Below are 25378 nucleotides of genomic sequence, written 5' to 3'. Positions count from 1 at the left end.
ACTATCCAAATAAATAAAACCCCTTGCGGCTAACCACTCATGGGGTTTTTTATTTTCCGACACCCTACCCCCATCTTGCATTTTAGGCGTCACTATTCAAATTAGCCGATGGCCTGCCGCTTATCGACCATTACATGATTTTATGCTGTACAAAAAAACAGTTCGATGGTTGAATAATAGATAACGATACTGTTAATGAGCCCTGTTATGTCACAGCTACTGTCCGCGATTCCTCTCACCTCACTCTCTGGCGTGGGTGCTAAAGTGGCTGAAAAACTGGAAAAGGTTGGCTTAATCAGTGTGCAAGATCTGCTGTTCCATCTCCCTTTACGTTATGAGGACCGCACACGGATCTACCCTATCGCCAAATTGCATCCCGGGCTTTGGGCCGCCGTGCAAGGTAAAGTCATGGCGGTGGATACGGTTTTTGGCAAACGCAAAATGCTCACAGTAAAAATAAGCGATGGTAACGGCACCATTACGCTGCGTTTTTTTAACTTTACTGCTGGGATGAAAAACAATTTTGCTGAAGGTAAGTTAGTGCACGCTTACGGTGAAATTAAGCGTGGTGGATTCGGCCTTGAAATTGTTCATCCTGATTATAAATTTTATGCTCCTCAGCAACAGCCAGATGTCGAAGCTAACTTAACACCCGTTTACCCAACAACTGATGGCCTGCGCCAACTCACGCTACGCACACTCACTGATCAAGCATTAAGTTTACTCGACAAAGCCGCCGTACAAGAATTGCTACCTGCTGGGTTGTATGATCACCAAATTACGCTCTCTGAAGCGCTGCACATCATTCACCGACCGCCGCCGGGCATTAACCTGCAACTGTTTGATGAGGGGAAACACCCGGCGCAGGTTCGCTTAATTATGGAAGAGCTGTTGGCGCAAAACCTCTCCATGCTGGCTGTACGCCATCAAGGCCAGCAAGATATCGCATTGCCACTGGCTGGGTCTGGCAAACTCAAACAACAACTGCTTTCACAACTGCCTTTCTCTCCCACTAAAGCACAAACACGTGTTGTAACAGAGATCGAAGCCGATCTGGCACAAGCTCACCCCATGATGCGTTTAGTACAAGGTGATGTGGGCTCAGGGAAAACCTTGGTCGCAGCATTAGCCGCCGCACGTGCTATCGAACATGGCTATCAAGTAGCATTAATGGCACCGACGGAATTGCTGGCCGAGCAGCACGCAATTAACTTTGCCAACTGGTTTGAAGCAATGGGCATCCAAGTCGGCTGGCTGGCGGGTAAATTAAAAGGCAAAGCGAAAGAAACAGAACTGGCTCGCATTGCCAGCGGTGAGGCAAAAATGATAGTGGGTACTCACGCTCTTTTCCAAGAACAAGTTGAATTTCATCACCTTGCGCTCGTCATCATTGATGAACAACACCGCTTTGGCGTCCACCAGCGTTTAGAACTGCGTGAGAAAGGGGCGAAGCAAGGCGCATATCCGCACCAGTTGATCATGACCGCAACGCCGATCCCACGAACTTTAGCGATGACCGCTTACGCTGATTTAGAAACCTCCGTTATTGATGAACTGCCACCGGGACGAACGCCCATTCAAACTGTCGCTATCCCAGATACAAAGCGTGATGATATCGTCGAGCGCGTACGTCATGCCTGTTTGAATGAAGGAAAACAGGCTTATTGGGTCTGTACTTTGATTGATGAGTCTGAGGTGCTAGAAGCGCAAGCCGCCGCCGACACAGCGCAAGAGCTACAACGCACTCTGCCCGATGTCAAAATCGGTTTGGTGCATGGCCGAATGAAGCCGAGCGAAAAACAAGCGGTGATGCAAGCCTTTAAAAACAATGAACTGCACTTGCTGGTTGCCACAACGGTGATTGAGGTTGGCGTTGACGTGCCGAATGCGAGCTTGATGATCATCGAAAACCCTGAACGGTTGGGCTTAGCGCAGTTGCACCAATTACGCGGCCGCGTAGGTCGAGGATCTGTCGCCAGCCACTGCGTATTGCTCTACCATGCACCACTATCGAAAACCGCACAAAAACGTTTGGGTGTACTACGTGAGAGCAATGACGGTTTCGTAATTGCTCAGCGAGACTTAGAAATTCGCGGTCCGGGTGAGCTGCTTGGTACCAAACAGACCGGCCTTGCGGATTTCAAAATTGCGGATTTAGTCCGTGACCAACGTTTAATTCCTGAAGTACAGCGCATTGCTCGCTACTTACACGACCATTATCCAAGCCACGCGACCGCCATTATCGATCGCTGGTTAGGAGAGAAGGACATCTACGCCAAAGCATAAGATTGTTCGTTCTGTATTCCCCTCTCCCTTACACAGCAAAGCAAACGTTTGCTTTCTTGCGTAAACCCTCTATAATTTCGCCAATTTTTTTAGTGAACTACTCACTTATCCAGTCCGAGCAGATTCTGATTAACAGCAATCACAGATGACGTGTCTGCTCCACTTAGTGCTCCCACTCAGCGAACGCTAAGATAACAACGCACCATTAGGAAAACAGTATGACTATCCACAACGCTTCGCGTAAGTCTGATTTGGTTTATCAACTCAACGATAGGCCACCGCTACCCCAAACCATTTTCGCCGCTTTACAACATTTGCTAGCCATGTTTGTTGCGGTCATCACCCCTTCGCTTATTATTTGCCAAACACTTGGTGTTTCTGCCGAACAGACTAACACCATCATCAGCATGTCGCTGTTTGCATCTGGCTTATCCTCCTTTATCCAGATCCGCACCATTGGCCCGATTGGCTCCGGTTTACTTTCTATCCAAGGCACTAGTTTTAACTTTCTTGGGCCAATTATTGGCGCAGGCTTGTCATTAAAAGCGGGTGGTGCAGATATAAGCACTATGATGGCGGCGATCTTTGGCACCATTTTAGTCGCCTCTTTTGCTGAAATCCTATTATCACGAGTGCTGCAATACGCGCGCCGCGTGATCACGCCGCTGGTGTCGGGCATTGTGGTTACCCTGATAGGCTTAACACTGGTACAAGTTGGTTTAGTTTCGATGGGTGGCGGCTATGCTGCGCTCAGCGATGGCACTTTTGGCAGCTTAGACAAACTGGCATTGGCGGGAACCGTGCTTGGACTTATCGTGCTGCTCAACCGCTCAAGTAACCCATACATTCGCGTAGCATCGATTGTGATTGCGATGTTCGTCGGTTATATCATGGCCTACTTGATGGGGATGGTGAACACTGATTCACTGAGTGAAACTGCCCTGATTGCACTACCAATACCTATGCAGTTTGGTTTAGGTTTTGATTGGTCACTCTTTATTCCTCTGGTACTGATTTTCTTGATCACCGCATTGGAAGCGATTGGTGATATCACCGCCACTTCTGAAGTGTCGGGCGAGCCTGTCAAAGGGCCGATTTATATGAAGCGTATTAAAGGTGGTGTGCTGGCTGATGGTTTGAACTCCGCGCTGGCGGCGGTCTTTAACAGTTTTCCCAACTCGACCTTTAGCCAAAACAATGGTGTAATTATGCTCACCGGGGTTGCCAGCCGTTATGTGGGTTACTTTATTTCCGCCATGTTGGTGTTGCTCGGCCTGTTCCCGGGCGTGGCAAGCTTTGTACAATTGATTCCTGAACCGGTACTTGGCGGTGCAACCATCGTCATGTTCGGCACCATTGCAGCCGCGGGTGTGCGTATTATTTCCCGTGTGGATCTCGACCGCCGCGCGATTTTAATCATGGCGCTGTCGTTTTCGATGGGGTTAGGCATTGCGCAAAAGCCAGAGATTCTGCAATTTATGCCCGAGTTCATTAAGAGCATTTTTTCATCCGGCGTAGCGGCTGGCGGTATCACCGCCATTTTGCTCAACTTACTACTGCCAGAAAAATTGCCACGCGAAGAAGAAGAAGAAGAAGAACTCGAAGAGCTCAAAACCAACTGATTGCATGGATGTGCCCAAAAACTTCGGTCAGCAGCCGAAAAGGCATAAACCGTAAACACAATGGGCTCAACTGAGCCCATTGTGTTATTTAGTGACTAAGCCCCTATTTGGTCGGGAAGCTCAGTTGCGCTTTGAGTCCACCTTCACTGCGGTTACTCACCACAACGCTGCCATGATGCTGGCTAACAATCCGTTTCACTATCGCCAAACCAAGTCCTGTGCCTTCACTGCCGCGCGCGGTATCACCACGCGTAAAAGGTTCAAACACTTTACTCACTTGGCTAGGATCAATACCCGGGCCATTATCCTCCACACAAACCCAAGCCATTTTGTTATCTGCGGTACTGCCCGTACTCACCTTAACCCAACCATTACCATAACGAATGGCGTTCACCACTAAGTTGCTCACCGCGCGTTTAATGGCGATCGCATTGCCAAAGGCTGGCTGCATTGGTAAATGCAGCGCGACATCGATTTTGATCTCGTAGCCCCCTTCGGCAGTGGCGACATCATTGGCGATCTCATTGAGATCAACGGCGGTAAAGGTCTGTTTATTGACGGGTTTAAGGTAGTCCATAAACTGACTGATGATCTCGTTACACTCTTCCGTATCACTGATGATTCCTTCGGCGAGATAACTCTCTTCTGGAGACATCATTTCCGTGGCTAAGCGAATACGAGTCAGCGGCGTACGTAAGTCGTGGCTGATCCCCGCCATCAATAATGAGCGATCCTCTTCAAGTGCTTGGATCCCTTTCGACATTTGATTAAACGCCAACGTCACCGCGCGAATTTCAGAAGCGCCTTTGAGCGGCAATGGCGGCGGGTTCTCACCTCGGCCAACGGCTTTGGCGGCTTTTTCTAAGGCAATTAAAGGACGATTTTGCAGACGAATAAACAGCCATCCCCCTAAGACGATCAGTAACGCCATCACCAAACTATTGTGAAATAGTGGCGCAAAATCCTCTTTTTGCAGCTCAGAGAGAGGGATGCGTATTAATGACCCCGGAAAAGAGTCCACTTTCATCCATAAAATATAACTCTCTTTACCCAAAATCATCCGCACATCGGTCGGCGAGCCGAGCTCATTGCTCATCTCCTCGCTCATCAAATCAATGCTGATTGCATCGTGATACTCTTGGGCCATCTCACTCTCTTCACTATGAATGGTGACGCCCAACTGTTCTAACACTCGGCGGCGCTGTAAGGCGTCCATTCCCAGCTTCGATGTATTGTTCGCCGCATCATCCAACATTAGGTTGATCTCATGGCCCAAAATCTTATTGAACTGCTGCAAACTGGGCATCAAAGCATAGTTAAATACGGCGTAATAAGAATACACTTGGCTGGCGATCAGCAATGAAAAGAAGAGCAAAATCGATTGAGTAAAGGAACTGCGAATGCGCATAGGAAAACCCGCTATGAACGTACTATCAAAAAGACGACAAAAAAGCTCCTGTGGGTTAACCGACAGGAGCTGATTGAAATTTAAGACTCTTTACCATCTGGAACGAAGACGTAACCTAAGCCCCACACCGTTTGTATGTAGCGTGGTTTGCTTGGATCCACTTCAAGCATGCGACGTAAACGCGAGATTTGCACATCAATCGAGCGCTCCATTGCGGAGTATTCACGCCCTCTTGCCATATTCATCAACTTATCGCGCGACATCGGCTCACGCGCATTGGTGACTAAGGTCTTCAATACAGCAAATTCACCGGAAGTGAGCGGCATTGGCTCATCACCACGGAACATTTCGCGGGTACCTAAATTCAAGCGAAACTCACCAAACTCAACCACCGATTCTTCAGCACTTGGCGCGCCGGGGGCTTCAATCACTTGGCGACGCAGCACGGCTTTGATTCGCGCCAGTAGTTCACGCGGGTTAAACGGTTTGGGCAGGTAATCATCCGCACCCACCTCCAAGCCAACAATACGATCCACTTCGTCGCCTTTAGCGGTCAGCATTAAAATCGGCAACATGTTATTGGCGTTACGCAAGCGGCGGCAAATAGACAAACCATCTTCACCCGGTAACATCAAATCAAGCACCATTAAGTGGAAGTTTTCACGAGTGAGCAGGCGATCCATCTGTTCGCTATTGGCGACACTACGCACCAGAAAACCTTGCTCTGACAAGTAACGCTCAAGCAATGCACGTAAACGCGCATCATCATCCACCACTAAAATTTTATAGTTTTCTTGCATCTGAGATCCCACCTAATTCTGAGCTTCAGCCAATATCAAACCGAGCGAGTAAAATGTAACACCGTTGCGGCTAAAATCATGCAAAGAATTGTTAACGTTTATGTCTTTTGTCGCGCTTCGTTGTTAGACACTAAGCGGATGACATCGTTTGTCAGTTCGGCTCTTTATCAAAGCGGCTAAAACGATAGCGATAGCCTAAACCAAAGGCAATATCAGTGCTGTTGTTGGCATTAAACATATTCTCGACCACAGTAACTTCAATCGCTGAATGGCTCATTTGATAACGATACCCCAAAATAAACTCGGTCGATGGTTTAGAAAAGTCATCCTCCCCCGTTGAAAGGCCTTGATAGAATGAGACCTGCCCAATCAGATAATGGCGTTCTAACCACTGATATCGATAACTGGTACCCATCGACCAAGTACTCGAATGATACTGTGCTTGGCCTGGTACATTGGTCGGGTTGCGAAAGGTGATAGCCAACAGCGTATCAAGTGCATGCTTACCTCTTCGGTAGCCATAATTAAGCTGCACCGCTTGTTCAAACTCGGATAGGTTGAATATTCCATGGTGTGGATCGTTGTAATAGAGTGAAACTCCCAATGATAAACCGTGATGAGACTTATCCACCAGCTGGTACTGTAAATAACTGGTCAACGCACGGCTCAATGTCTCGCCTCGGAACGCTTCCTGATCAATGCCGTACTCTGGCATTTGAATGATGAAGCGATCGTTATCGACATCCTCACGCCCGTTTTGATCAATGCCAAACCAGTCATGAAAAGCAATGGTTAAGCCATCTAAATGATTATTGGCAGCAAAGTTCCAACGATAATTAAGCTCAACCTGCCACTTCGAAGTGAGCTGCCATTTACCGCCCATTGCAATCTGATTCTGGTAATAATCCAAACTATAGTGGGGAGTGATCGCCCAAATGCTGGCGATAGTCGCGCTGGTGTAGAGCTCCACTTCTTCCTCTTGCATCGAAAAGCCGGAGCGAAGTTGTGCAGAAAGGCTATTGGTATGCAGTGGCGATTGCACATAGCTTTGCGCAGGCCCGTAGTCAATGTCCGCCCACGCCGAGGGGATGGAAAGAGAAAAGAGAATAAACCAACAAATGCACTTACACTCCGTCATGCATACTCTCCGGCCAAAGCAACCTTTTGAATATATTAGACAATCATTAACGCTTAGTGAGTGACCATATCCCTTAATGATGATCTACCGTACACATTAAGTGTATGCGCTAATTCAGAAATATCATGAGATAGTGCTAACTTTTTCCGCAAGCTAGGGCGTTTTCAAATTCGGATTATCAAATTTTTTTTGAAAATGAATTAAGCAAGAGGCGGTTTCTTGTTTGGACTCAGTCCGTTATCTTAGCGCCATCTCGAATGTTATCTTCCCTAGGAGGGAAAAATGAATATTGTTCAAGCATCGCAAGCGCGCTATTCCACCAAAGCGTTTGACACCAACCGTAAACTGACTGAACAGCAAGTTGCTGATATTAAAAAACTGGTACGCATGAGCGCCTCTAGCGTCAATTCGCAGCCTTGGCATTTTATTTTGGCGGCTAGCGAGGAAGGCAAAACGCGTATCGCCAAAGCGACGCAAGGTCAATTTTCCTTTAACGAACGCAAAATTTTGGATGCGTCTCACGTGATGGTGTTTTGCGCCAAAACCGATATTGATGATAACTACTTATTGACGCTGCTGGAAAACGAAGAGAAAGATGGCCGCTTTGCCAATGAAGAAGCCAAAACAGGCATGCACGGCGGACGCAGCTATTTTGTTAACTTGCATCGAGAAACGCTCAATGACGCCGAACACTGGATGCAAAAACAAGTTTATTTAAATGTTGGAACACTGCTGCTCGGAGCGGCTGCGATGGGCATTGATGCTGTCCCCATTGAAGGGTTTGATGCCGAGGTGCTCAACCAAGAATTTGGCCTGACTGAAAAAGGGTTCACCAGCTTAGTGATTGTACCGCTCGGTTACCACAGCGAAGAAGATTTCAACGCCAAGCTGCCGAAATCTCGCTGGCCAGAGCAAACCGTCTTTACTGAGTTATAAGCCATGATCCACTTATTAGCCGAAATCAAAGCCCTTCCCGACTCAATAGAGCGAGTGCAAGCTATGCTTGAAGCGCTGCTTGAACCGAGCCGCAACGAAACAGGCTGCTGCCAATATGAGCTCTATCGTGATAACTCGATTGACGGGTTATTCTTGATGCAGGAGATTTGGTGCTCAGAGGAGAGCTTGCAACAACACCAACAGAGTGCGCATTTTCAGCACTTTCAACAACAGCTTAGCGAGCAAGAGGCATTGGAATACCTACAAATCCGCCCGCTAACGTTTGTTGGCTAATGCGGGATTAACTCTCTCGCTGTTTGATGGCTGTCAGTACCGCTTGTCGTTGCTGGCAGCCTTTTCCACGAATAAATTCCTGAAAAGCGCGAATGGTTGGAGTGATCAAACGTCGGTCTGCGCACACGATATAAATTGGCACTGGCCCACTTTCCCATTGCGGTAAAATGCGTACTAAGCGCCCATCAATAATATCCTGACTGATATCCATTAATGACTTATTGGCAATGCCTTTGCCTTTAACAGCCAATCGATGTACCACGTCACCATCGTTGCATGCGGGGTTTCCTTGCACTACCACACTCTGCGTTTCGCCCTCTCGGCTCAAAACCCACTTGTTATGCAGCGTGTCGGCCAGCATATAACAAAGACAATTGTGATGTTGCAGATCGTCAGGATGGAGGATAGGTGGATGCGTTGCCAAATATTCTGGCGAGGCGCACAACACGCGCTCGTTTGATTCACACAGCGGCATTGCAACCAAATTGGAATCAGCAGGATGGCCATAACGAATCGCAATATCCATCGGGTGAGCATACATATCCGCTAAGCGATCGGAGAGATCCAGTTTAACAATGACGTTCGGGTGCAAGGCAATAAATTCATCGATCCAATCCAGCAGTAAATTGCGTCCCAAATCCGAAGGGGCACTGAGGTGCAGCTTCCCCGCCAGTTGACCGCGCGCGCATGCTATCTGATCGAGCCCTTCTTGTAACGTGGCAAGGGCTGTCTGAGTTTTGGCGAGGAAAATCTCCCCCTCTTGGGTTAAGCGCATATGACGTGTCGAGCGGACAAAGAGCGGAAACTGCACCTGCTCTTCTAAGCGGCGAATGGCGGCACTGACCGCGGCCGTGGTCAGCGATACGCTGTTGGCCGCCTTAGAAAAACTGCCTTGGCGTGCGGTTTCGACAAACAAGTTCAGATCATTGAGTGCTTTCATATTCTCCGCCTATTGGGCTATTTCCATCGCTAAAATTTCCACGACAAGTGATATTAATCGGCTGATAGGCTTGCCAACACTTTTGCGCGCTAACATCACCGCCTTGCGCTTTACGTTGATAATGCTGTTGCAATTGCGTCAGATAACGCTGGGCAATCATTTTTTGCTCATCATTGGCCACTTGCCAGATCGATTCACCGACCAAACTAAGGGGGGGTAATTTTGGTTCTTTGCCTCGTACTGCAAGCGGATTAATCTGCACGTTCAGCAGCTCGTAGATACGCCGATTCTCTTCCACCAGTTGTTCCTGTTGTAATCTCGCGCCCAGTGTCATCAACTGTTCACGTAAGGTGTAGCCGTGATGCACAGGACAAAGCAGAAAATCGAACGAGCGATGCGGATAACGCTCAACCAGCGCGGCAATGAATTCACTCATTAAATCACCGCCAACCCCAGCGATGATCAGTAGATGCGAGCCAGAATGGCTATCAAGCGGCAAATCGCGCACATCCAGGCAATGTGTACGCCAGCGCGGTAACGCCGCCGTTGCAGGGAAATAGCGCGTTAAATCGAGCGTCACCTTTTCAATCAACGCTGGCACAATATCAACAAAATGCACCACACTATTTGGACAGCGCTTCAGTAACGCCGCGCCAAGCAGACCGTGATCGCAGCAGCAATCCCAAATATGATCGTAGTGGCGGTTGATCTGCTGTACTAGTTGCGTGAGCCGTTTTCCTAATTTCATCTTTGCCCAACCAAGCCGCATGATACAACACGCCGCCGAATAAAAAGAGTGGCGGCCATTTTACTTGGATTTGAAGAAATGTTGCATAGAAAATAACAAACCCATCAATGAACATTTCTAGTTAACCTGTCAGTGATTTATAGTGAGCAACACTTAATCTATTCTGATAAAAGGAAATGTCATGGCAGCTCTGTTTTTCAAGTGCCTGCTTGGTGCGCTTGCCGTGTTGATCATCGCCCTACTCTCCAAAAGCAAAAGCTTTTTTATTGCTGGTCTTGTACCGCTGTTTCCTACCTTCGCTCTGATTGCGCATTACATTGTCGGCACCGAACGCACGATGGAAGACCTGCGCACCACCGCGTTGTTTGGCCTTTACTCGCTTATCCCGTATGCGGCATATCTATTGGCAGTATACTACTTCAGTTATTGGCTACCTCTCACCAGTACACTGGTATGTGCCACTTTGGTGTGGTTGGCATTCGCTGCATTATTGTTAGTAAGCTGGACACGTTTAAACCCTGCGATGGCCTAAGTCATCATCCCCGACGGTCATATCGATACGGGAGAAAGCCAAACGCAAGCACTGCAACGTGAAGTGCTAGAGGAACGATGGCATTTACGCTGCACAATTTATTAAGGAAAGGCATAATGTTCGAAAGAGCTTCTTTTACTCTGTTTATTCACATTGTGGTGATCGCAGCTGTTGCGGCGAGTGTGGGAAGCCTGCTCGCCATTCCGCTTTCTGAAATGTTTATTGCCGCAGCTTTAGTCATTGTGCTGCATAAAAAACGCCTCTTATCCATTCGCGTTCCTAACGGGTTATTGTTGACGGTGCAAATTGTGCTCGGCATCAGCGTTGGGGCGACCATCAGTTTAAGTCAATTGGGCGAAACCTTAACCCTACCGGTGATTATCGGTTTGGTTTGCTGCTTAAGCTTGCAGATCGCCAGCAGCTTTCTTTGGCTCCGCAAAAGAGAAGGTTGGTCACCGTTTGAATCTCTACTCGGTGCGGTACCGGGCGCGATGGCAGCGATTTTGGTGATCAGCGAATCAAGCCAGACTCCTTCAACCAAAGTGGTTTATTCGCACTCGGTGCGCTTGATGATCCTCACTTTACTGGCTCTTTTTATCTCCAATAGCACGCCCGACGTTGCCCCCGTTGAGAGCAGTTTGACGATTTACGCGTGGTTGATTTTCTTTGCGCTTGCGCTGCTTAGTCTACTGCTGGGCAAAGGCTCGACCTTGCTCGGCATTCCCGCGCCATATATGTTGGCGGCACTGCTGGTCACGGCCAGTTTCAATAGTTTTTCGACAGGCATTGAGCTACAACTTCCAACATGGATGGTGATATTCGCCACCGCACTGCTGGGCATTTTGATTGGCGCACGCCTTGCCGATACCACATTGCGCGAAGCCATGGCTTATTCGCGCGCGGGTGTGATGGTTACACTGATTGGTCTGCTAGTCGCCGTCGCCGTGTCTGGCTTGTTTGCGTTACTGCTGGATAAATCTTGGGTGGTATTACTTTTAGCTTGGGTCCCCGGCAGCGTAGAAGCGATGACCGCCGTCGCCCTACTGCTGGGCATGGAACCCGCGTTTGTGATGATCAACCACGCCCTACGGCTACTGCTGCTCTACTCGCTACCCGCCGTGTTGAAAAAGCCGTTAGAGGCGTTGCGAAGCAAGTGAGGTGAGAAAAATGAGCGACCGAGGAATATTTTGAACCGAATACTCCGTTTACTGCCCTTTTTCATACTCAATCGAGTTAATAAACCACTCTTTGATACCGGTGGGCGTGGGCACTTGCACCTCGTCATCAACCTCTTTTTTCAGCAGAGCACGCGCCATCGGTGAATCGATGGAGATGTAATCTTTCGCGTCACCGTAAATCTCTTCTGGGCCCACAATGCGAAAGCGCTTTACATCACCCGCTTCATTTTCAATTTCCACCCAAGCACCGAAAAACACTTTCCCCTCTTGTTGAGGCGAATAATCAACTATCGTCACTTCCGGTAAAAATTTTCTCAAAAAACGAATTCGGCGATCAATTTGGCGCAGTAAACGCTTATTAAAGGTGTAGTCTGCGTTTTCAGAGCGATCCCCGAGGCCAGCAGCCCAAGTGACTATTTTGGTAATTTCTGGCCGTTTTTCATGCCAAAGATGGTCATGCTCTGCCTTTAATTTATTGTAGCCCTCACGGGTAATCAGTTTGGTCTTCAAGATCTTTTTCCATTACACAGCGCCGCGCATTCAAGATAGCCGCGGGTTATACATTCATCACGATGGCTTGCTACTATACTGTCATTTTCGCTCGGCACCAACTGACTGAACTTATCTTTAGCCACCAAACTCATCTTCGGTTTTAGCGCTGCCAACGCTGAAAAATGACATCAAAATCACACGCGTTACGTGACCTCTTTGGCACAATCGGGTAGAAGGTTATCTCACTAATCTCATAACAGCGCGCCGTTAGACTAGAAATAAGTCTAACGTGCCCCAATAGTTACCCTATTCAAACCACCCTGAGTGGTGGTGGTGCTACTGAACTACAAAAGAGAAACCACGGATGAGCCAAGCTATCTGCAAATTGATCGCACAAGAGCTAAATGTGCGTCTTGAGCAAGTGACAGCAACTGTCACACTTATTGATGACGGAAACACCGTTCCTTTTATCGCCCGTTACCGTAAAGAGGTCACGGGTGGGCTAGACGACACCCAACTGCGTACCTTAGACAGCCGTTTATCCTATCTGCGCGAGCTCGATGATCGCCGCCAAACCATTCTGAAATCGATTCAAGAACAAGGCAAACTCACCGCCGAGCTGGCACAAGAGATCAACCAAGCAGACAGTAAAACTCGCCTTGAAGATCTCTATTTGCCCTACAAACCTAAGCGTCGCACTAAAGGCCAAATTGCGATCGAAGCCGGCCTTGAACCACTGGCAGACAAGCTGTGGAATGAAGCGCAAACCGACCCTGAAACCGAGGCCGCACACTATGTGAACACTGAGAAAGGGATCAGTGATATCAAAGCAGCACTGGACGGTGCACGCGCCATTATCATGGAACGTATTGCTGAAGATGCCAACTTGCTGGACAAAGTGCGCAGTCATTTGACGCGCAGTGCCGAATTGGTCTCTCGCGTGGTCGAAGGCAAAGAGCAAGCCGGGGAGAAATTTAAAGATTACTTCGCGCATAATGAAACGCTCAGTAAAGTGCCTTCACACCGAGCATTGGCCATGCTTCGCGGCCGCAATGAAGGCTTTTTAAGCTTGAGCATGAATGCCGACCCAGAGCAAGAAGAAGGCGTGCGCCAATCGTATTGCGAAACGCTGATTGCGCAACACTATGGCATTCACTTAAGTAGCGCCCCTGCCGATGGGTGGCGCAAGCAAGTGATCAGTTGGGCGTGGCGCATTAAAGTGTCAATGCACATGGAAACCGAACTGATGGGCGCAATGAAAGAGCGTGCCGAAATCGAAGCGATTGAAGTGTTTGCCACCAACTTAAAAGATTTGTTGATGGCCGCACCGGCTGGCCCACGCGCCACTCTCGGCTTAGATCCTGGTTTGCGAACGGGTTCGAAAATTGCGGTAGTGGACGCCACGGGTAAAGTACTGGCAACTGAGACGATTTATCCGCATCAACCGCATAACCAACATGACAAATCAGCGAAAATTGTTGAGCAGTTGGTACGCCAATTTAACGTCGATTTGATTGCGATTGGCAACGGTACCGCATCGCGCGAAACCGATACTTTTGTCGCCGATGTCATTAAGCGCGGCAACCTGAAAGTGCAGAAAATCATTGTCAGCGAAGCGGGGGCCTCGGTCTATTCAGCCTCTGAACTGGCAGCCAAAGAGTTCCCCAATATGGATGTGTCGCTACGCGGCGCGGTGTCGATTGCTCGCCGCCTGCAAGACCCACTTGCCGAGCTGGTGAAAATCGATCCGAAATCGATCGGTGTGGGCCAATACCAACACGATGTCAGCCAGTCGATGCTCGCCAAACGCTTAGATGCGATTGTTGAAGACTGCGTCAACGCGGTAGGCGTGGATGTGAATACTGCCTCTGCCGCGCTGTTAACACGCGTGGCTGGCTTGTCTAACGCACTGGCGCAAAACATCGTTGATTATCGGGATGAAAATGGACGCTTCGCCTCACGCGCTACACTGAAAAAAGTCGCGCGCTTAGGGCCAAAAGCATTTGAGCAATGTGCGGGCTTCTTACGCATTATGGATGGTAAAAATCCACTCGATGCCTCTTCGGTTCACCCAGAAGCTTATCCAGTGGTGAAAGCCATCGCCGAAAAAAATAGCAAAGAGATCAAAGCACTGATCGGCAATAGTGAGTTTTTGCGCAATTTACACGCCGTCGATTATACCGACGAGCATTTCGGCCTGCCGACTGTCACTGACATCATCAAAGAGCTCGATAAACCGGGCCGCGATCCACGCCCTGAGTTTAAGACCGCGACCTTTGCTGATGGCGTGACTGAAATGAAAGATCTGGAAATTGGGATGATTTTGGAAGGCGTGGTATCGAATGTGGCCAACTTTGGTGCTTTTGTTGATATTGGCGTTCACCAAGATGGCTTAGTGCATATCTCTGCGTTGACTGATCGTTTCATTGCCGACCCGCGTGAAGTGGTGAAAGCGGGCGACATCGTCAAAGTCAAAGTGATGGAAGTCGATGTGCAGCGAAAACGCATTGCACTCTCGATGCGCTTAAACGATGAGCCGGGTCAAGATAACCGCAGCCAACGCTCTGGCGCAACAAGTGGCAACACGCGTTCGCATCAAAATAGTAGCCAACCGCAACGCCGTCGTGAAGAGCCACAACAAAACGCTGCGATGGGTGGAGCTTTCGCCGCCGCCTTTGCTAAAGCAAAAAAATAGCGGCGATGCGTAACTTACTGGATAAACGAATCACAGTGAAAAGCACCTAACCGCGTCGCTCATACCAGAGCCGCAAAAAACACAAATCCCCACTGTGGCCAACGCCTAAGTGGGGATTTTATTTATCGCGATAAGCCGCATTCATCGACCTACAACACCGCAATCACTTCAGAAGGCGTATTGGGTGCAACCGCGTGACCATAATAGTACTTAATTACAGTTCGCCGGCGCGCCATTTTGCCTTCGGTTATCGCAGCATCAATAATGTGTTTAGGTAACCTAAACCGCATCGTATAGCTTTTACCTTGATCCTTGCTGTAGGTGGCGAGAGCGAGCAAGTCAAACAGCCTTTCGAGCTCGCTTTTCTGCTCCTCTTGATAAGAAGTCGATGTTTCGTATTCGGTGCCAACCTCATAGCTTGGATGCTCTGAAGGGTCCCATGACGACTGTTTTCGTCTTTTATCATCCGCCTTTACCTTACGCTCAGCGTTGGTTTTAGCCAGTTCGACGGTTGGCATCACAGGGGCGCGGATCCGATTGTCACGCGCGGCCTGTTCCGTTTGCACATTAACCGATGGGGCGATAAGTGGCACACTTACGTTCGTTGGTGACACCATCATAGCCGAAACCTCCTCAGTATCGCCCGCCCCGATAGACCTGCTTTCGCTCAGCACTACTGGGTTAGACTTTATATCGACCAGATTGCTCAAACTTTTAGCAAATTTATTCTTAATTTAACATTTGTACCCAACGGCTTGACGTTTCAAGACGCCGAAGATAGAGACAGCAAGCGGGCGAATCCCCATGAGAGAGATCACGATGTGATTGAAGTGAGCCAACACAGCTGTAGCTTTAAGTAGAAAAACATTGCATGGGTATCAATGCCTTAACGTGCAAAGGCGATGATCTGCTGGCAAAAATCATCCAGTTCTGTGATGAACGGTGCGTGGGAAGAATTGCCAAAAATGTACTGCTCGCTATTGGGCAAGGTTTTTTGTAAATCTTGCGCCACTTTAACCGGCACCAAACCATCAAGCCGACCATATAGACGAAGCATGGGGATCGAGAGTGCTGTCAACGGCTGGCGCAAATCCACCTCGGCCAACATGACCAAACCCGCTAACAATGATTGCGGGTTCGGCGCTGGCCGTGATAACACCGCTTGTTTTAAGTATTTGACATCTTGCTTTGCCTGAGGGCTGCCCATCGCTTGCAGCGCCATAAAGCGCTCAACAGTAGCCTGAAAATCGTCCATTAACTGTTCAGTAAACGCACTGAGCACTTGAGGGAGAATGCCACGCCACGGTTTCTGTGCCGCAAATTTGGGAGAACTCGCCACAGTGACCAATTTGCTCACATAACTTGGGTGATGCAGTGCCATATGAGTCGCCACTAGCCCACCCAAAGACCAACCGACCCAAATGGCTTGTTTAGGCGCTTGCATGATTAGCGCTTGCGCGATCTCTTCTAGATCAGCGGCGTGGCTAGCAGCGCTGTGACCATAACCGGGCAAATCAACCACATGTACACGAAAATGTCCTTTTAGCACATCGACCGCCTGCTGCCATACTGCACCATTCATCCCCCAACCGTGCACCAAGACAAGATCATCGCCCTCGCCTGAGGCTTGCCAATATAACGCTGTGGCCATGCTCACAAACTCTCCTACTAAATTCACACTTCTTCGCTGAAAAAATACCGATCATACACTCACTCACTTGAAATCACGGTCAACACAAAGACTGATTCAAATTGCAAGAGTATAACCATACTTCGTTTCACAGCTTTGGTTGAGTTATGTTATCGCATTGGGTTCAAAAAACCATCACTCGCTTGGTAAGCCGTCAGTGTCTGCTGTGTCGTTTACCGATTGAAACTCACCAAACTGGGGCTTGGTGTAAGACCTGCCTAACCTATTTTGCACCACAACCTCGCTGCCAACAGTGCGGCCTGCCAACGCTTATTACCGTGCCTCAATGTGGGCAATGTTTAGCGAATCCTCCGCCTTGGCAACGCCTATACTGTGTCGGCGACTATATTTTTCCACTCAGTCACACCATTCATCAACTCAAATATGAAGGTCAATTTTGGCAATCTCGCCATTTGAGCGCCTTACTGACGCCACGTATCGACAATCCCGCCCCGCTCATCACTAGCGTTCCGTTGCACTGGCAACGGCGCTTAAAACGCGGCTTCAATCAAAGTGCGCTACTTGCCTCTCAATTAAGTCAACAACTGGGGGCTAGCTGCGATAACCAGTTGATCAAACGCAATCGCGCAACACCCCAGCAGCAAGGGCTTTCTAAATTACAGCGCAAACAAAATCTCAAACATGCATTCACACTACGGCACCTTCCCACGCACAAGCACATTGCACTTGTTGATGATGTAGTGACCACGGGCAGCACCGTGCAGCAAATCTGTCAATTACTGCTTGAAGTCGGTGTCGAAAGGATTGATATTTACTGCATATGCCGCACTCCTGAACCTAAAGATTAACCAACACGGTTTTATTTAGCGCGTAAAAAGGACTGGATCCGCCGTGTTTCAGGAGTAGAATGGCAAGTAATAACCTATAAATTTACTCAGGTATTCGTCGTGTCAAATTCTATTATTATTACCGAAACAGCCCAAACCCATTTCGGCAAGTTGCTTGGGCAACAGCCTGATGGTACTAACATCCGAGTTTTTGTAGTCAATCCAGGCACTCAAAATGCAGAGTGTGGCGTCTCTTACTGCCCACCCGAGGCAGTGGAAGCGACTGATACTGAAATTGCCTTTGAAGGTTTTTCTGCGTATGTCGATGAACTGAGCTTGCCGTTTTTAGAAGACGCAGAGATCGATTTCGTCACTGATAAAATGGGTTCACAACTGACACTTAAAGCTCCGAATGCGAAGATGCGTAAAGTGTCTGATGACGCAAGCCTGATTGAACGTGTGGAATATGCGATTCAAACTCAAGTCAACCCGCAGTTAGCTGGCCATGGTGGCCATGTCAGCTTGGTTGAAATCACCGAAGATGGTATTGCGATTGTCGCCTTTGGTGGCGGCTGTAACGGTTGTTCAATGGTCGATGTCACCCTCAAAGAAGGCATTGAAAAAGAACTGCTTCAACAATTTGAAGGCGAATTAACCGCGGTGCGCGATGCTACTGAACACGATCGTGGTGAGCACTCTTACTACTAGTGACTCGCTAGATACGTGGATTACAGAAAAACGAAGCCGAGATGAGATTCTCGGCTTTTTTATACTTAAAATCATTTGCCGCGCTCAAGTCCTTTTCAATTAAGGTCATTTTCTCATATAGTTAGAAAAGTCATTTGCCTTACGGGAATTAGTGTATGCCAACCAGAAAACTGCCCGAAATTTTAGCCCAAAGAACGGCAGCTCAATCGACCCTGTTTACCATCGAATCATTAGATTTACGCTTTTCTAACGGCGAACAGCGCACCTATGAACGAATGAAACCGAGCGGCCGACATGCAGTCATGATGGTGCCAGTAACGGCACAAGGAGATTTACTGCTGGTTCGAGAGTATGCCGCTGGCACTGAACGCTATGAGCTCGGATTCCCTAAGGGTTTGATTGACCAAGGAGAAAGCCCGCAACAAGCAGCAAATCGTGAACTCAAAGAAGAAATTGGTTTTGGCGCAACCACCTTAACCCCCTTAAAAGAGGTGGTACTTGCCCCCTCTTACTTTTCGAGCAAAATGACACTCTTCTTAGCACAAGATCTATACTCAGAAGTAATGGAAGGCGATGAACCCGAACCTTTAGAGGTCATTCGCTGGCCTCTGGCCCAAGCAGAAGAGCTACTGACTCACCTCGATTTCTGTGAAGCCCGAAGCATTACCGCACTACTGCTTGCTCTGCGCAGCCTAAAATAACAAAGTAGAGCTATAGGATTGATGATGCCAACAGCCAATAATTTATCTTACTTACTGCCTGACGTAATTGAAATCGCTCGCTCTGCCGGGCAATTGATTCTCGATATCTACGAAAAGAAAAACTACGAAGCGTTCACCAAAAGTGACCACACCCCAGTCACCAGTGCCGATCTTGCTGCGCATAAACTGATCTGCGAACGACTGAGTGAACTCACGCCAGATATTCCTGTTTTGTCGGAAGAGGCGGCGGACATTAGCCTAGAAAAACGCAGCCAATGGCAGCGATACTGGTTGGTTGACCCGCTTGATGGTACGCAAGAGTTTATTGCGCGCAGTGGTGACTTTGCCACCATTATCGCACTGATCGAAGAAAACCAACCAGTGATGGGCGTCGTCTATGGGCCCGTTTCTGGCGTGACCTACTACGCCTACGCAGGCAAAGGCGCATGGAAGATCCCCGACATGTCTGAAAGCTTGCGTATTGAAACACACAAGCACGAAACCGTTGGGCAATCCATCGCGATTGCGATCAGTCGCCGCCAAGATATTAACCGTATTACAAGTTGCATGAGCAGCGCATGGAATTATGAGCTAGTGCCGCTGGGCTCGGCAGCGCTGAAAGCGTGTTTAGTCGCGGAAGGTGCTGTCGACTGCTATTTGCGCCTCGGCCCAACCGGTGAATGGGATACCGCCGCCACGCAATGCATCGTAGAAGAGGCGGGCGGACGCATCCTCAACACACAACTGCAACCGCTGTCCTACAATGAGCGTGAAACGTTAGAAAACCCCAACTTTATTGTGTTAGGGGATGCCGATTTGCCTTGGAATACCATTTTACAAGTCAAACCATAACGGCCAAATGCTGAGCAATAGACTCAGCATTTTTATTCGGGGTATGAAATGATGACGGTTAAAAAACCAATCAAAGCTGGCCTTGATAATTAAACTGATATTTACCTTGGTTGTCTGGCGCTCCAATCCACTGTAATTGCTCCGCCATTTCGGGTGGGAATTGCGCTTCAGGCTTAAACCATACTTTCGCACTGTAACTCATATCTGGTTGCAGCTGCAGGGCAAACTCACTGCTCATTTGCTCACTGTTTTGCTGGCCGTTCAATGTCATCTGATTGCTTTGACATTGCAGATCTGCCACTACCGGACCAAGCGAGAGCTCTCCTGAAGGTGAGTCAACTCGGCCATGAGTCCACGCAAGTGAGCCTTCGGCAGATTCACACCACGGGCTATCATAGCGGTAATGGTTCAGGGACAACTCGACTTGCCCCTGAAAAGTCACTGGTACAGGCAGCGGAAACAGCATCGCTAATTTATTAGCCGCGACAGAAACCACAACCTTGTCCGCATAAGGGCCAGAAAACCCCAGACCAAGATTGCCTTTGCCACGAACTCCCATATCACTACTGCGTCCAAAGCGTACCGCCACTTCAAACTTGGCCATCAGCAGTTGTGATACTTGGATGTCCCAGTTGAGATCGCCGACATTTTGCCCTTGCCAAAAGAGTTGTTGAGCACTACCAGACCACACCGTACCGTCAACACCAGTGACACGCATGACTTCGGAAGAGGAGAGTTGATTCATCACCAAGGAGGCCGGAATATGCGCGACCACACTGATGAGAAAAACCATTACAAGGAACCCGCTATAGAGCAATTTCTTTTTCACTCACCACCTCGCTTCAGTTGTAAGCGTTTTACTTCGACAACGCCACTTTGCTGAGCACGGTTGATGTCCATAAACTCGACATCGACACCTTGCTGCTCTTTTAGAAAGGCAAGCCAATCCACCAATTTAGAGAAAGGAAGTGGTTGTATCCAAACCTGCATCATTTCATCACGCGGTTGAATACGAATAAGCTCAATTTGAAAACGCTGCACACTTGATGAGATGACTTGATTGAGCGGTTGCGTCGTTGCCACCCCACCACCTTGTGCGCGCAATTGAGTAATGGCATCAGCCTTATCCGTCACCCAATTAAGCAATTGTCTTTCACTGATAATCCGGGCTTGCGCAAGCTCGGTTTTCTGATTAAGTGGCGCTAAAATGCCCCAATAAATGATCGCAACCACACACAACGATACACCACCTAACAGTAATTTCTGTTCACGAGGGGAAAAGGCCGCCCATCGTTGTTGAAGTGCACTCAGGCTATTTTTCATGTCACTCACCTCACTGGCTTTTCAGTATGAAGGTACCATTGACTACAGAACCCGAGCGGTTTAACTGCCCTTGCTCAACCACAAACTGTTTTTCCAATTTAAGGCGCGCTTGTTCAAAGCTTTCAAAATCATTACTTTGAACTTCAAGGCGAATTTCACCCCGATTGCCATCATATTTAACACTTTGCAACTGCATGTTCGGTACGCTGCCGACACTGCTGGGCAACTTCGACAACCACTCCAACATCGAACCATTGGCTTCGCCGCCAGAGAGCCGAGCCGCTTCATCATTCATCAGTCTTTTCAGGTAACTGATGGTGGGTATTTTCTGTTTATCAGGGAAAACCGCGCGAAAAACACGTTCACTCTCCGCTCGATAAGCATCGGCTTGCGCTTCGTAGTGCCCAGCTTGCAAAAGATGGTGGCTGGTTGAAATTACAATCAACACCGCGGCCGCTAATGCGCATTTTTGCCATACTTGCCAATGCTTCAAAAACGAGGACTTGGTTTTAAAACTTCCCGTCAGTAAAGTCACTTTGCTCGCTATCGCTTGCTGAGTCAGCAGCGCCATGACTAAATGAGGCTCGGCTTGTTGCCAATGTTGTTCTTCAACCAGTGTCAGCTCAGGGAGCTGGGTATACGCCTCTAGCGGTAAATAGTGCCCCTCTTGCTTGACCCACTCTGACGCACTAAACAGCGTTAACCACTGCGGTTCAATGCTCACCCCTAAATACTCACCTTTACGGATTAACCATTCTTGGCCGATCTGCAGTGCCGACAACCCCTCTGATGCAGGGATAGCCAACACATCCGGTAATACCTTTTTCACGTCAAAACCCGCGGCTTTGAGCTCATCTAAGCGGGTACGCAACCAAGCACGATCCACCCCGACAACGTAAGCAGTGGAAGCGGTTTTATGCAAAATTGAAAAATGCAGCTCATCCACATCTTGTGCGATCTCATCTTCGATTAGATAAGGTAACATTGACTCTAAGCGACGAGCCGCCCCTGATGGAATCGCGACCTCAGTGAGAACTAAATCACTGGCAGCGAGCAGCACAATCGTGGCGCGTTCAGCCGCATAGCTAGAGAGCTGAGATAGCTGCTCCCATCCGGATATTTCACCGCTGGCAATCACTTCTTGCTGCTGTGTTGACCACACCAGCCAAGGTATTTCAGCGTCTTGTTGACTACTCAGCCGAACGGTCAGAAACTCGCTCACTGATCCCTCCAAAGCGACGGCGTATGACCGTTGCGGTTTCTCTATTATAACTAAACAATAAACTGCGAATACGAACTCGCGAGTCATCAACCAAGATTTGAGCATCCAGTTCAAAATAAGCACTATCGACAGCTAGGTACTGTTTCGCTTCTTCTTTCACTTTGCTCTCCACAGCAGCCAATGCGGCCTCTGCGAGAAAATTGTCTACCGAAGCCCAGCCATCAAATGGTCGGCTCTCGAGTAAGTTTTTTGCATCCCCTTCACTTAAGTGCGGGCTGAACATCGCCACCAATAACTTGGCATGATCGGGTTCCAAGGTATTGATATTCAAACGCCAATCATCAGTGGGGAGAGTACAGATATAAGGCGCTATTTTATTCATTACATCACCGCTCACCTGCTGAACCGCGCGCAACTCACTGTTATCCGCAAGTAAACTATTCGCCGCCAGATAAGCAGGAGACATTGATTCATACTGGCTGTCTTCTACGCCATAAGAGGACTGCACATCTGAATCGCCATCAATATACTCCCAAGCCGAATCGGCAATCACTTCGGCTTGATAGCTGTCGACCTCAAGCTCTTCCAATAACCGTTGCAACACTTGCACTAAATAGGGTTTTTCGACACTCCCTGCCGCAGGTCTGGCTCTCGAGAGTACATTCAGGTTAAAACAAGCCTGTTTATCAAGGATGCGCCCTTTCAGAGTGCCGTAATCCAATGGATACGTTTGCTCTTTCATCGCCCAAGGTTGACTTAAGTTAATCGTTTCGTTGTCTTTGTAGCTCTGCTCGATAGCAACTTTGGCTAAAGCTTCACTACCCACACTATACCAATAGGCTTGCTGGTAACTAATTTGATTATTCGCTCTTTGAAACTGTGTGAATAAACGCTCGGACATGGTTGCGGCAATCGACACCATAATCGCCAACAACAGCAAGATAACGATTAACGCCACACCGCGTTGGGCTCGATTAGGGTGCGCCATTATTATCAGCCTCTTTATTGGTCGAATTGATGCCACCACCAGCAGTAAGGTAGATACGCTCAATCTCGCCATAATCTTTCAGCGCCAATTTCACGGCCACCGCCTGTGGGATTTTCAAGGCATCACTCCACTCTTCACTCCATTTATCTTGGTTATAAAAGCGCAGAGATAGTGACTCAACATCATGTAACAATGGCGTGATGATCCCTTCTTGCCCTACAGGAGTATCAGGATAACGCCACCATATACGCTCTAACACGCCCTCTTTAATTCGGTAGCCGACCTTAGTGACTTCCCCGCGTGGAAATTGCTGCTGTGGGTTATGCCAACCTAATCGTGCAAACAGCACTCCTTTTTGATCGGAGTCGAGCAAGTACTCTTTCCAAATCAGCATCTGTTGACTTGGCTCTTCACCATTGGTGCGAAATTGACGCGTTGCCATCTGCCGAAAATCGCCATCCATTAACACCATGGCGCGCTGCAATTCGTTCAAACGTTGGCTACGTTGGGCTGAAATCTCATTACTGCGCTGGACTTGGTTCAATACTTGGTAAGCACCAACGCTCAAACTAGCGAAAATCGCAATCGCCACCAGCACTTCAATCAGGGTAAAGCCTTTGTTTTGTTTATTTGGCGACATAACTTCTCACTGTCACCAAAGGTGATCCTTCTTTTTCACTAGCCACGCTGACATCAAAAGCTTTCAATAAATTATCCGCAGTGGGTACTAAAGTGACTTTCCAATACCAGGTTCGGCCCGCCAATACCTCACTGCCATTTTTCGCTTGTACGTTTTGAGGAGTAAGCATCACTTGCGCCATCTGGTTATCGACCACCATGGCGGCAAACGCTTTTTCTTCCAAATAACTCACGGTATTGATGTGTTGGCTGACCGAACGGATCACACTGATGGAAGCGGTGGCAAAAATAGCCAGCGCCACCAAGACTTCTAACAGCGTCATCGCTTTTTGTTTACCCATCGATCGCATCTCCCGGAGCGAACAGCGTGATTTCCCCGTTTTCTTTCACTACCACTCGCCAGCCTTGCTCTGCATCTTGCTGATTAAGATGGATGCTCAGGACAAAAGGGGTCAGCTCACCACTCGATAAAATAAACACTTGTGGTGGTAGCTGCTTTTTCTGTTCGTTTTCATCAGCAAACTTATCGTCATCAAACAGACTGCCCGGTTTGAAGAGTCGATCGTCGTTTTTCCATGCACTTCCTCCCAGCTCAAACTGGAGAGATAACCCCTCAGGCAGTTGGAGCTGTGAAGCCATTTTCTTGCTCTCTAGCGGCTTCCATCCCTTGTCCTCCATCGATAGGAAAACCAGATGCGATTTTTTTTCATCGACCCGCAAACCAAAATCTTTGCCACTGAGAATGGCTTCTTCATTACTCAGTTGTAGACGCTGATAAAGGCTCATCGCGTACTGTTTCGCATCATCGTTGTTCGTGCTAGGTAGCGTCGATATAACGGCCACAGCACTGAGCGAGAGCAGCACGAGCACCAGCAGTATTTCGAGTAGGGTAAAACCGCGTTGAGATAGCATCAGATAAATGGGGCGGCTAAGGCCGCCCTCTCTCTTATTGGAAATCTTGCATGTTCCAGTTGCCTATGTCGGCACTGGCGCCTTCGCCACCTTCTTGACCATCAGCACCTAGCGTGAAGATATCAATCGTACCGTTATCACCAGGGCTTAAGTATTGATAAGGGTTGCCCCAAGGGTCATTTGGCAAACGGCGAATATAACCGTTATCGCGGTAGTTGCGTGGCTCAGGATTCGACGGCTTGGTCACTAGCGCTTCTAAGCCTTGATCTGTCGTTGGGTACACGCTGTTGTCTAATTTATACATATCCAACGCATTTTCGAGTGCGACAATATCGGTAATCGCTTTTTGTTGGTCAGCTTTTTCTTTATTACCGAGCAAATTAGGCACCACAAAACTCGCCAAAATACCCAAAATAACCACAACCACCATCACTTCAAGCAAAGTAAAGCCCGACTGTTTATTTGTTTTTGTTCTCATTCCAATCT

28 protein-coding genes are annotated in these 25378 nt (G+C 48.4%); 12 read left to right on the top strand and 16 right to left on the bottom strand.

The window, feature by feature from the left end; genetic code table 11:
• Positions 1 to 207 precede the first annotated feature (207 nt).
• Together recG and AACQ75_RS07195 are read left to right on the top strand one after the other, a co-directional pair.
• A complete protein-coding gene (gene recG / locus AACQ75_RS07200; RefSeq protein WP_170889738.1) occupies positions 208 to 2286 on the top strand; it encodes an ATP-dependent DNA helicase RecG in 2079 nt (692 codons plus the stop codon).
• A gap of 218 nt (positions 2287 to 2504) precedes the next feature.
• Positions 2505 to 3908 carry a uracil-xanthine permease family protein gene (locus AACQ75_RS07195; protein ID WP_170889736.1) on the top strand — a complete coding sequence of 468 codons (1404 nt, stop codon included), beginning with the start codon at positions 2505 to 2507 and terminating at the stop codon, positions 3906 to 3908.
• 103 nt (positions 3909 to 4011) lie between these two features.
• Here AACQ75_RS07195 and envZ read toward each other — a convergent pair whose 3' ends face one another.
• From envZ to AACQ75_RS07180, 3 genes are all read right to left on the bottom strand, one after another.
• Positions 4012 to 5316, bottom strand: a complete 1305-nt coding sequence (envZ, locus tag AACQ75_RS07190) for a two-component system sensor histidine kinase EnvZ (RefSeq protein WP_013855410.1) — start codon at positions 5314 to 5316, stop codon at positions 4012 to 4014.
• Positions 5317 to 5396: 80 nt separating this feature from the next.
• Positions 5397 to 6116: an osmolarity response regulator transcription factor OmpR gene (ompR, locus tag AACQ75_RS07185; RefSeq protein WP_010319303.1), complete on the bottom strand. Its 720-nt coding sequence runs from the start codon at positions 6114 to 6116 to the stop codon at positions 5397 to 5399.
• 151 nt (positions 6117 to 6267) lie between these two features.
• Entirely contained in the window at positions 6268 to 7254 is a 987-nt protein-coding gene (locus AACQ75_RS07180; RefSeq protein WP_170889734.1) for a DUF3187 family protein, read from the bottom strand.
• 282 nt (positions 7255 to 7536) lie between these two features.
• Between AACQ75_RS07180 and nfsB the strand changes: the two genes are divergently transcribed.
• Complete coding sequence (nfsB, locus tag AACQ75_RS07175; RefSeq protein WP_170889732.1) at positions 7537 to 8190, top strand: oxygen-insensitive NAD(P)H nitroreductase; 654 nt, start codon at positions 7537 to 7539, stop codon at positions 8188 to 8190.
• A 3-nt stretch (positions 8191 to 8193) separates the two neighbouring features.
• Complete coding sequence (locus AACQ75_RS07170) at positions 8194 to 8484, top strand: putative quinol monooxygenase (RefSeq protein ID WP_013855414.1); 291 nt, start codon at positions 8194 to 8196, stop codon at positions 8482 to 8484.
• A 7-nt stretch (positions 8485 to 8491) separates the two neighbouring features.
• Here the strand turns inward: AACQ75_RS07170 and AACQ75_RS07165 are convergent, their stop codons facing one another.
• Positions 8492 to 9424, bottom strand: coding sequence for a LysR family transcriptional regulator (locus AACQ75_RS07165; RefSeq protein ID WP_013855415.1), 933 nt, complete (start codon positions 9422 to 9424; stop codon positions 8492 to 8494).
• Positions 9408 to 10172: a tRNA (adenine(22)-N(1))-methyltransferase gene (locus tag AACQ75_RS07160; RefSeq protein WP_170889730.1), complete on the bottom strand. Its 765-nt coding sequence runs from the start codon at positions 10170 to 10172 to the stop codon at positions 9408 to 9410. Before AACQ75_RS07160 ends, AACQ75_RS07165 begins: the two co-directional genes overlap by 17 nt.
• Positions 10173 to 10353: 181 nt before the next feature.
• Between AACQ75_RS07160 and AACQ75_RS07155 the strand changes: the two genes are divergently transcribed.
• From AACQ75_RS07155 to AACQ75_RS07150, 3 genes are read left to right on the top strand one after another with little or no spacing between them, the layout of a single operon-like run.
• Positions 10354 to 10704: a GlpM family protein gene (locus AACQ75_RS07155; RefSeq protein ID WP_017048724.1), complete on the top strand. Its 351-nt coding sequence runs from the start codon at positions 10354 to 10356 to the stop codon at positions 10702 to 10704.
• 3 nt (positions 10705 to 10707) lie between these two features.
• Positions 10708 to 10809 carry an NUDIX domain-containing protein gene (locus AACQ75_RS18155; protein WP_158006725.1) on the top strand — a complete coding sequence of 34 codons (102 nt, stop codon included), beginning with the start codon at positions 10708 to 10710 and terminating at the stop codon, positions 10807 to 10809.
• 11 nt (positions 10810 to 10820) lie between these two features.
• The gene (locus AACQ75_RS07150) at positions 10821 to 11861 is read left to right on the top strand and encodes an AbrB family transcriptional regulator (RefSeq protein ID WP_170889728.1); all 1041 of its coding nucleotides are present in this window, start codon (positions 10821 to 10823) and stop codon (positions 11859 to 11861) included.
• Positions 11862 to 11909: 48 nt separating this feature from the next.
• On the opposite strand, the gene greB is transcribed toward AACQ75_RS07150, so the two are convergent.
• Positions 11910 to 12392 (bottom strand): transcription elongation factor GreB, encoded by a 483-nt coding sequence (greB, locus tag AACQ75_RS07145; protein ID WP_010319306.1) that lies wholly within the window; start codon positions 12390 to 12392, stop codon positions 11910 to 11912.
• A 346-nt stretch (positions 12393 to 12738) separates the two neighbouring features.
• On the opposite strand from greB, the gene AACQ75_RS07140 reads away from it, so the two are divergent.
• Positions 12739 to 15069, top strand: coding sequence for a Tex family protein (locus tag AACQ75_RS07140; RefSeq protein WP_170889726.1), 2331 nt, complete (start codon positions 12739 to 12741; stop codon positions 15067 to 15069).
• 149 nt (positions 15070 to 15218) lie between these two features.
• Here AACQ75_RS07140 and AACQ75_RS07135 read toward each other — a convergent pair whose 3' ends face one another.
• Both AACQ75_RS07135 and bioH read right to left on the bottom strand, forming a co-directional pair.
• Complete coding sequence (locus AACQ75_RS07135) at positions 15219 to 15689, bottom strand: hypothetical protein (protein WP_026027513.1); 471 nt, start codon at positions 15687 to 15689, stop codon at positions 15219 to 15221.
• 266 nt (positions 15690 to 15955) lie between these two features.
• Positions 15956 to 16720 (bottom strand): pimeloyl-ACP methyl ester esterase BioH, encoded by a 765-nt coding sequence (gene bioH / locus AACQ75_RS07130; protein ID WP_170889724.1) that lies wholly within the window; start codon positions 16718 to 16720, stop codon positions 15956 to 15958.
• Between the two features lie 146 nt (positions 16721 to 16866).
• On the opposite strand from bioH, the gene AACQ75_RS07125 reads away from it, so the two are divergent.
• The 4 genes from AACQ75_RS07125 (at position 16867) to cysQ (ending at position 19808) form a co-directional block, all read left to right on the top strand.
• Entirely contained in the window at positions 16867 to 17568 is a 702-nt protein-coding gene (locus tag AACQ75_RS07125; RefSeq protein WP_170889722.1) for a phosphoribosyltransferase family protein, read from the top strand.
• Positions 17569 to 17667: 99 nt separating this feature from the next.
• Entirely contained in the window at positions 17668 to 18255 is a 588-nt protein-coding gene (gene nfuA / locus AACQ75_RS07120) for a Fe-S biogenesis protein NfuA (protein ID WP_013855425.1), read from the top strand.
• Positions 18256 to 18410: 155 nt separating this feature from the next.
• Positions 18411 to 18956: an ADP compounds hydrolase NudE gene (gene nudE / locus AACQ75_RS07115; RefSeq protein ID WP_064624176.1), complete on the top strand. Its 546-nt coding sequence runs from the start codon at positions 18411 to 18413 to the stop codon at positions 18954 to 18956.
• 24 nt (positions 18957 to 18980) lie between these two features.
• Entirely contained in the window at positions 18981 to 19808 is an 828-nt protein-coding gene (gene cysQ, locus AACQ75_RS07110) for a 3'(2'),5'-bisphosphate nucleotidase CysQ (protein WP_010319313.1), read from the top strand.
• A 70-nt stretch (positions 19809 to 19878) separates the two neighbouring features.
• On the opposite strand, the gene AACQ75_RS07105 is transcribed toward cysQ, so the two are convergent.
• Genes AACQ75_RS07105 through gspG form a run of 8 tightly spaced genes read right to left on the bottom strand, consistent with a single transcriptional unit; the run spans position 19879 to position 25370 of the window.
• Positions 19879 to 20637: a type II secretion system protein N gene (locus tag AACQ75_RS07105; RefSeq protein WP_170889719.1), complete on the bottom strand. Its 759-nt coding sequence runs from the start codon at positions 20635 to 20637 to the stop codon at positions 19879 to 19881.
• Positions 20634 to 21131 (bottom strand): type II secretion system protein M, encoded by a 498-nt coding sequence (locus tag AACQ75_RS07100; protein WP_013855429.1) that lies wholly within the window; start codon positions 21129 to 21131, stop codon positions 20634 to 20636. Before AACQ75_RS07100 ends, AACQ75_RS07105 begins: the two co-directional genes overlap by 4 nt.
• A gap of 10 nt (positions 21132 to 21141) precedes the next feature.
• Positions 21142 to 22353, bottom strand: a complete 1212-nt coding sequence (gene gspL, locus AACQ75_RS07095; protein ID WP_170889718.1) for a type II secretion system protein GspL — start codon at positions 22351 to 22353, stop codon at positions 21142 to 21144.
• Positions 22322 to 23341: a type II secretion system minor pseudopilin GspK gene (gspK, locus tag AACQ75_RS07090; protein ID WP_170889716.1), complete on the bottom strand. Its 1020-nt coding sequence runs from the start codon at positions 23339 to 23341 to the stop codon at positions 22322 to 22324. Before gspK ends, gspL begins: the two co-directional genes overlap by 32 nt.
• The gene (gspJ, locus tag AACQ75_RS07085; protein ID WP_170889714.1) at positions 23328 to 23981 is read right to left on the bottom strand and encodes a type II secretion system minor pseudopilin GspJ; all 654 of its coding nucleotides are present in this window, start codon (positions 23979 to 23981) and stop codon (positions 23328 to 23330) included. Before gspJ ends, gspK begins: the two co-directional genes overlap by 14 nt.
• On the bottom strand, positions 23968 to 24330 hold the full coding sequence (gene gspI / locus AACQ75_RS07080; RefSeq protein ID WP_017045697.1) for a type II secretion system minor pseudopilin GspI: 363 nt from the start codon (positions 24328 to 24330) through the stop codon (positions 23968 to 23970). The genes gspJ and gspI overlap by 14 nt, the downstream gene beginning before the upstream one ends.
• A complete protein-coding gene (gene gspH, locus AACQ75_RS07075; RefSeq protein WP_088728560.1) occupies positions 24314 to 24892 on the bottom strand; it encodes a type II secretion system minor pseudopilin GspH in 579 nt (192 codons plus the stop codon). Before gspH ends, gspI begins: the two co-directional genes overlap by 17 nt.
• A 34-nt stretch (positions 24893 to 24926) precedes the next feature.
• Positions 24927 to 25370, bottom strand: a complete 444-nt coding sequence (gene gspG / locus AACQ75_RS07070) for a type II secretion system major pseudopilin GspG (RefSeq protein WP_010319321.1) — start codon at positions 25368 to 25370, stop codon at positions 24927 to 24929.
• Positions 25371 to 25378: the final 8 nt, after the last annotated feature.

This window comes from Vibrio sp. B1-2 (genome assembly GCF_963888445.1).
GTDB classification, from domain to species: domain Bacteria; phylum Pseudomonadota; class Gammaproteobacteria; order Enterobacterales; family Vibrionaceae; genus Vibrio; species Vibrio anguillarum.
Note: the sequence above shows the minus strand (reverse complement) of the source record. Positions and strands in the feature narration are given on the sequence as shown.

Bases quoted from the DNA above. Each gene is read 5' to 3' on its own strand.
- cysQ (WP_010319313.1), top strand. From the start codon at position 18,981: ATGCCAACAGCCAATAATTTATCTTACTTACTGCCTGACGTAATTGAA.
- gspK (WP_170889716.1), bottom strand. From the start codon at position 23,341: ATGGCGCACCCTAATCGAGCCCAACGCGGTGTGGCGTTAATCGTTATC.
- ompR (WP_010319303.1), bottom strand. From the start codon at position 6,116: ATGCAAGAAAACTATAAAATTTTAGTGGTGGATGATGATGCGCGTTTA.
- AACQ75_RS07155 (WP_017048724.1), top strand. From the start codon at position 10,354: ATGGCAGCTCTGTTTTTCAAGTGCCTGCTTGGTGCGCTTGCCGTGTTG.
- AACQ75_RS07150 (WP_170889728.1), top strand. From the start codon at position 10,821: ATGTTCGAAAGAGCTTCTTTTACTCTGTTTATTCACATTGTGGTGATC.
- AACQ75_RS07140 (WP_170889726.1), top strand. From the start codon at position 12,739: ATGAGCCAAGCTATCTGCAAATTGATCGCACAAGAGCTAAATGTGCGT.
- AACQ75_RS07165 (WP_013855415.1), bottom strand. From the start codon at position 9,424: ATGAAAGCACTCAATGATCTGAACTTGTTTGTCGAAACCGCACGCCAA.
- gspJ (WP_170889714.1), bottom strand. From the start codon at position 23,981: ATGTCGCCAAATAAACAAAACAAAGGCTTTACCCTGATTGAAGTGCTG.
- nudE (WP_064624176.1), top strand. From the start codon at position 18,411: ATGCCAACCAGAAAACTGCCCGAAATTTTAGCCCAAAGAACGGCAGCT.
- AACQ75_RS07195 (WP_170889736.1), top strand. From the start codon at position 2,505: ATGACTATCCACAACGCTTCGCGTAAGTCTGATTTGGTTTATCAACTC.
- bioH (WP_170889724.1), bottom strand. From the start codon at position 16,720: ATGGCCACAGCGTTATATTGGCAAGCCTCAGGCGAGGGCGATGATCTT.
- AACQ75_RS07135 (WP_026027513.1), bottom strand. From the start codon at position 15,689: ATGATGGTGTCACCAACGAACGTAAGTGTGCCACTTATCGCCCCATCG.
- AACQ75_RS07125 (WP_170889722.1), top strand. From the start codon at position 16,867: ATGTTATCGCATTGGGTTCAAAAAACCATCACTCGCTTGGTAAGCCGT.
- nfsB (WP_170889732.1), top strand. From the start codon at position 7,537: ATGAATATTGTTCAAGCATCGCAAGCGCGCTATTCCACCAAAGCGTTT.
- AACQ75_RS07100 (WP_013855429.1), bottom strand. From the start codon at position 21,131: ATGAAAAATAGCCTGAGTGCACTTCAACAACGATGGGCGGCCTTTTCC.
- envZ (WP_013855410.1), bottom strand. From the start codon at position 5,316: ATGCGCATTCGCAGTTCCTTTACTCAATCGATTTTGCTCTTCTTTTCA.
- AACQ75_RS07160 (WP_170889730.1), bottom strand. From the start codon at position 10,172: ATGAAATTAGGAAAACGGCTCACGCAACTAGTACAGCAGATCAACCGC.
- recG (WP_170889738.1), top strand. From the start codon at position 208: ATGTCACAGCTACTGTCCGCGATTCCTCTCACCTCACTCTCTGGCGTG.
- AACQ75_RS07180 (WP_170889734.1), bottom strand. From the start codon at position 7,254: ATGACGGAGTGTAAGTGCATTTGTTGGTTTATTCTCTTTTCTCTTTCC.
- gspG (WP_010319321.1), bottom strand. From the start codon at position 25,370: ATGAGAACAAAAACAAATAAACAGTCGGGCTTTACTTTGCTTGAAGTG.
- AACQ75_RS07170 (WP_013855414.1), top strand. From the start codon at position 8,194: ATGATCCACTTATTAGCCGAAATCAAAGCCCTTCCCGACTCAATAGAG.
- gspI (WP_017045697.1), bottom strand. From the start codon at position 24,330: ATGCGATCGATGGGTAAACAAAAAGCGATGACGCTGTTAGAAGTCTTG.
- gspH (WP_088728560.1), bottom strand. From the start codon at position 24,892: ATGCTATCTCAACGCGGTTTTACCCTACTCGAAATACTGCTGGTGCTC.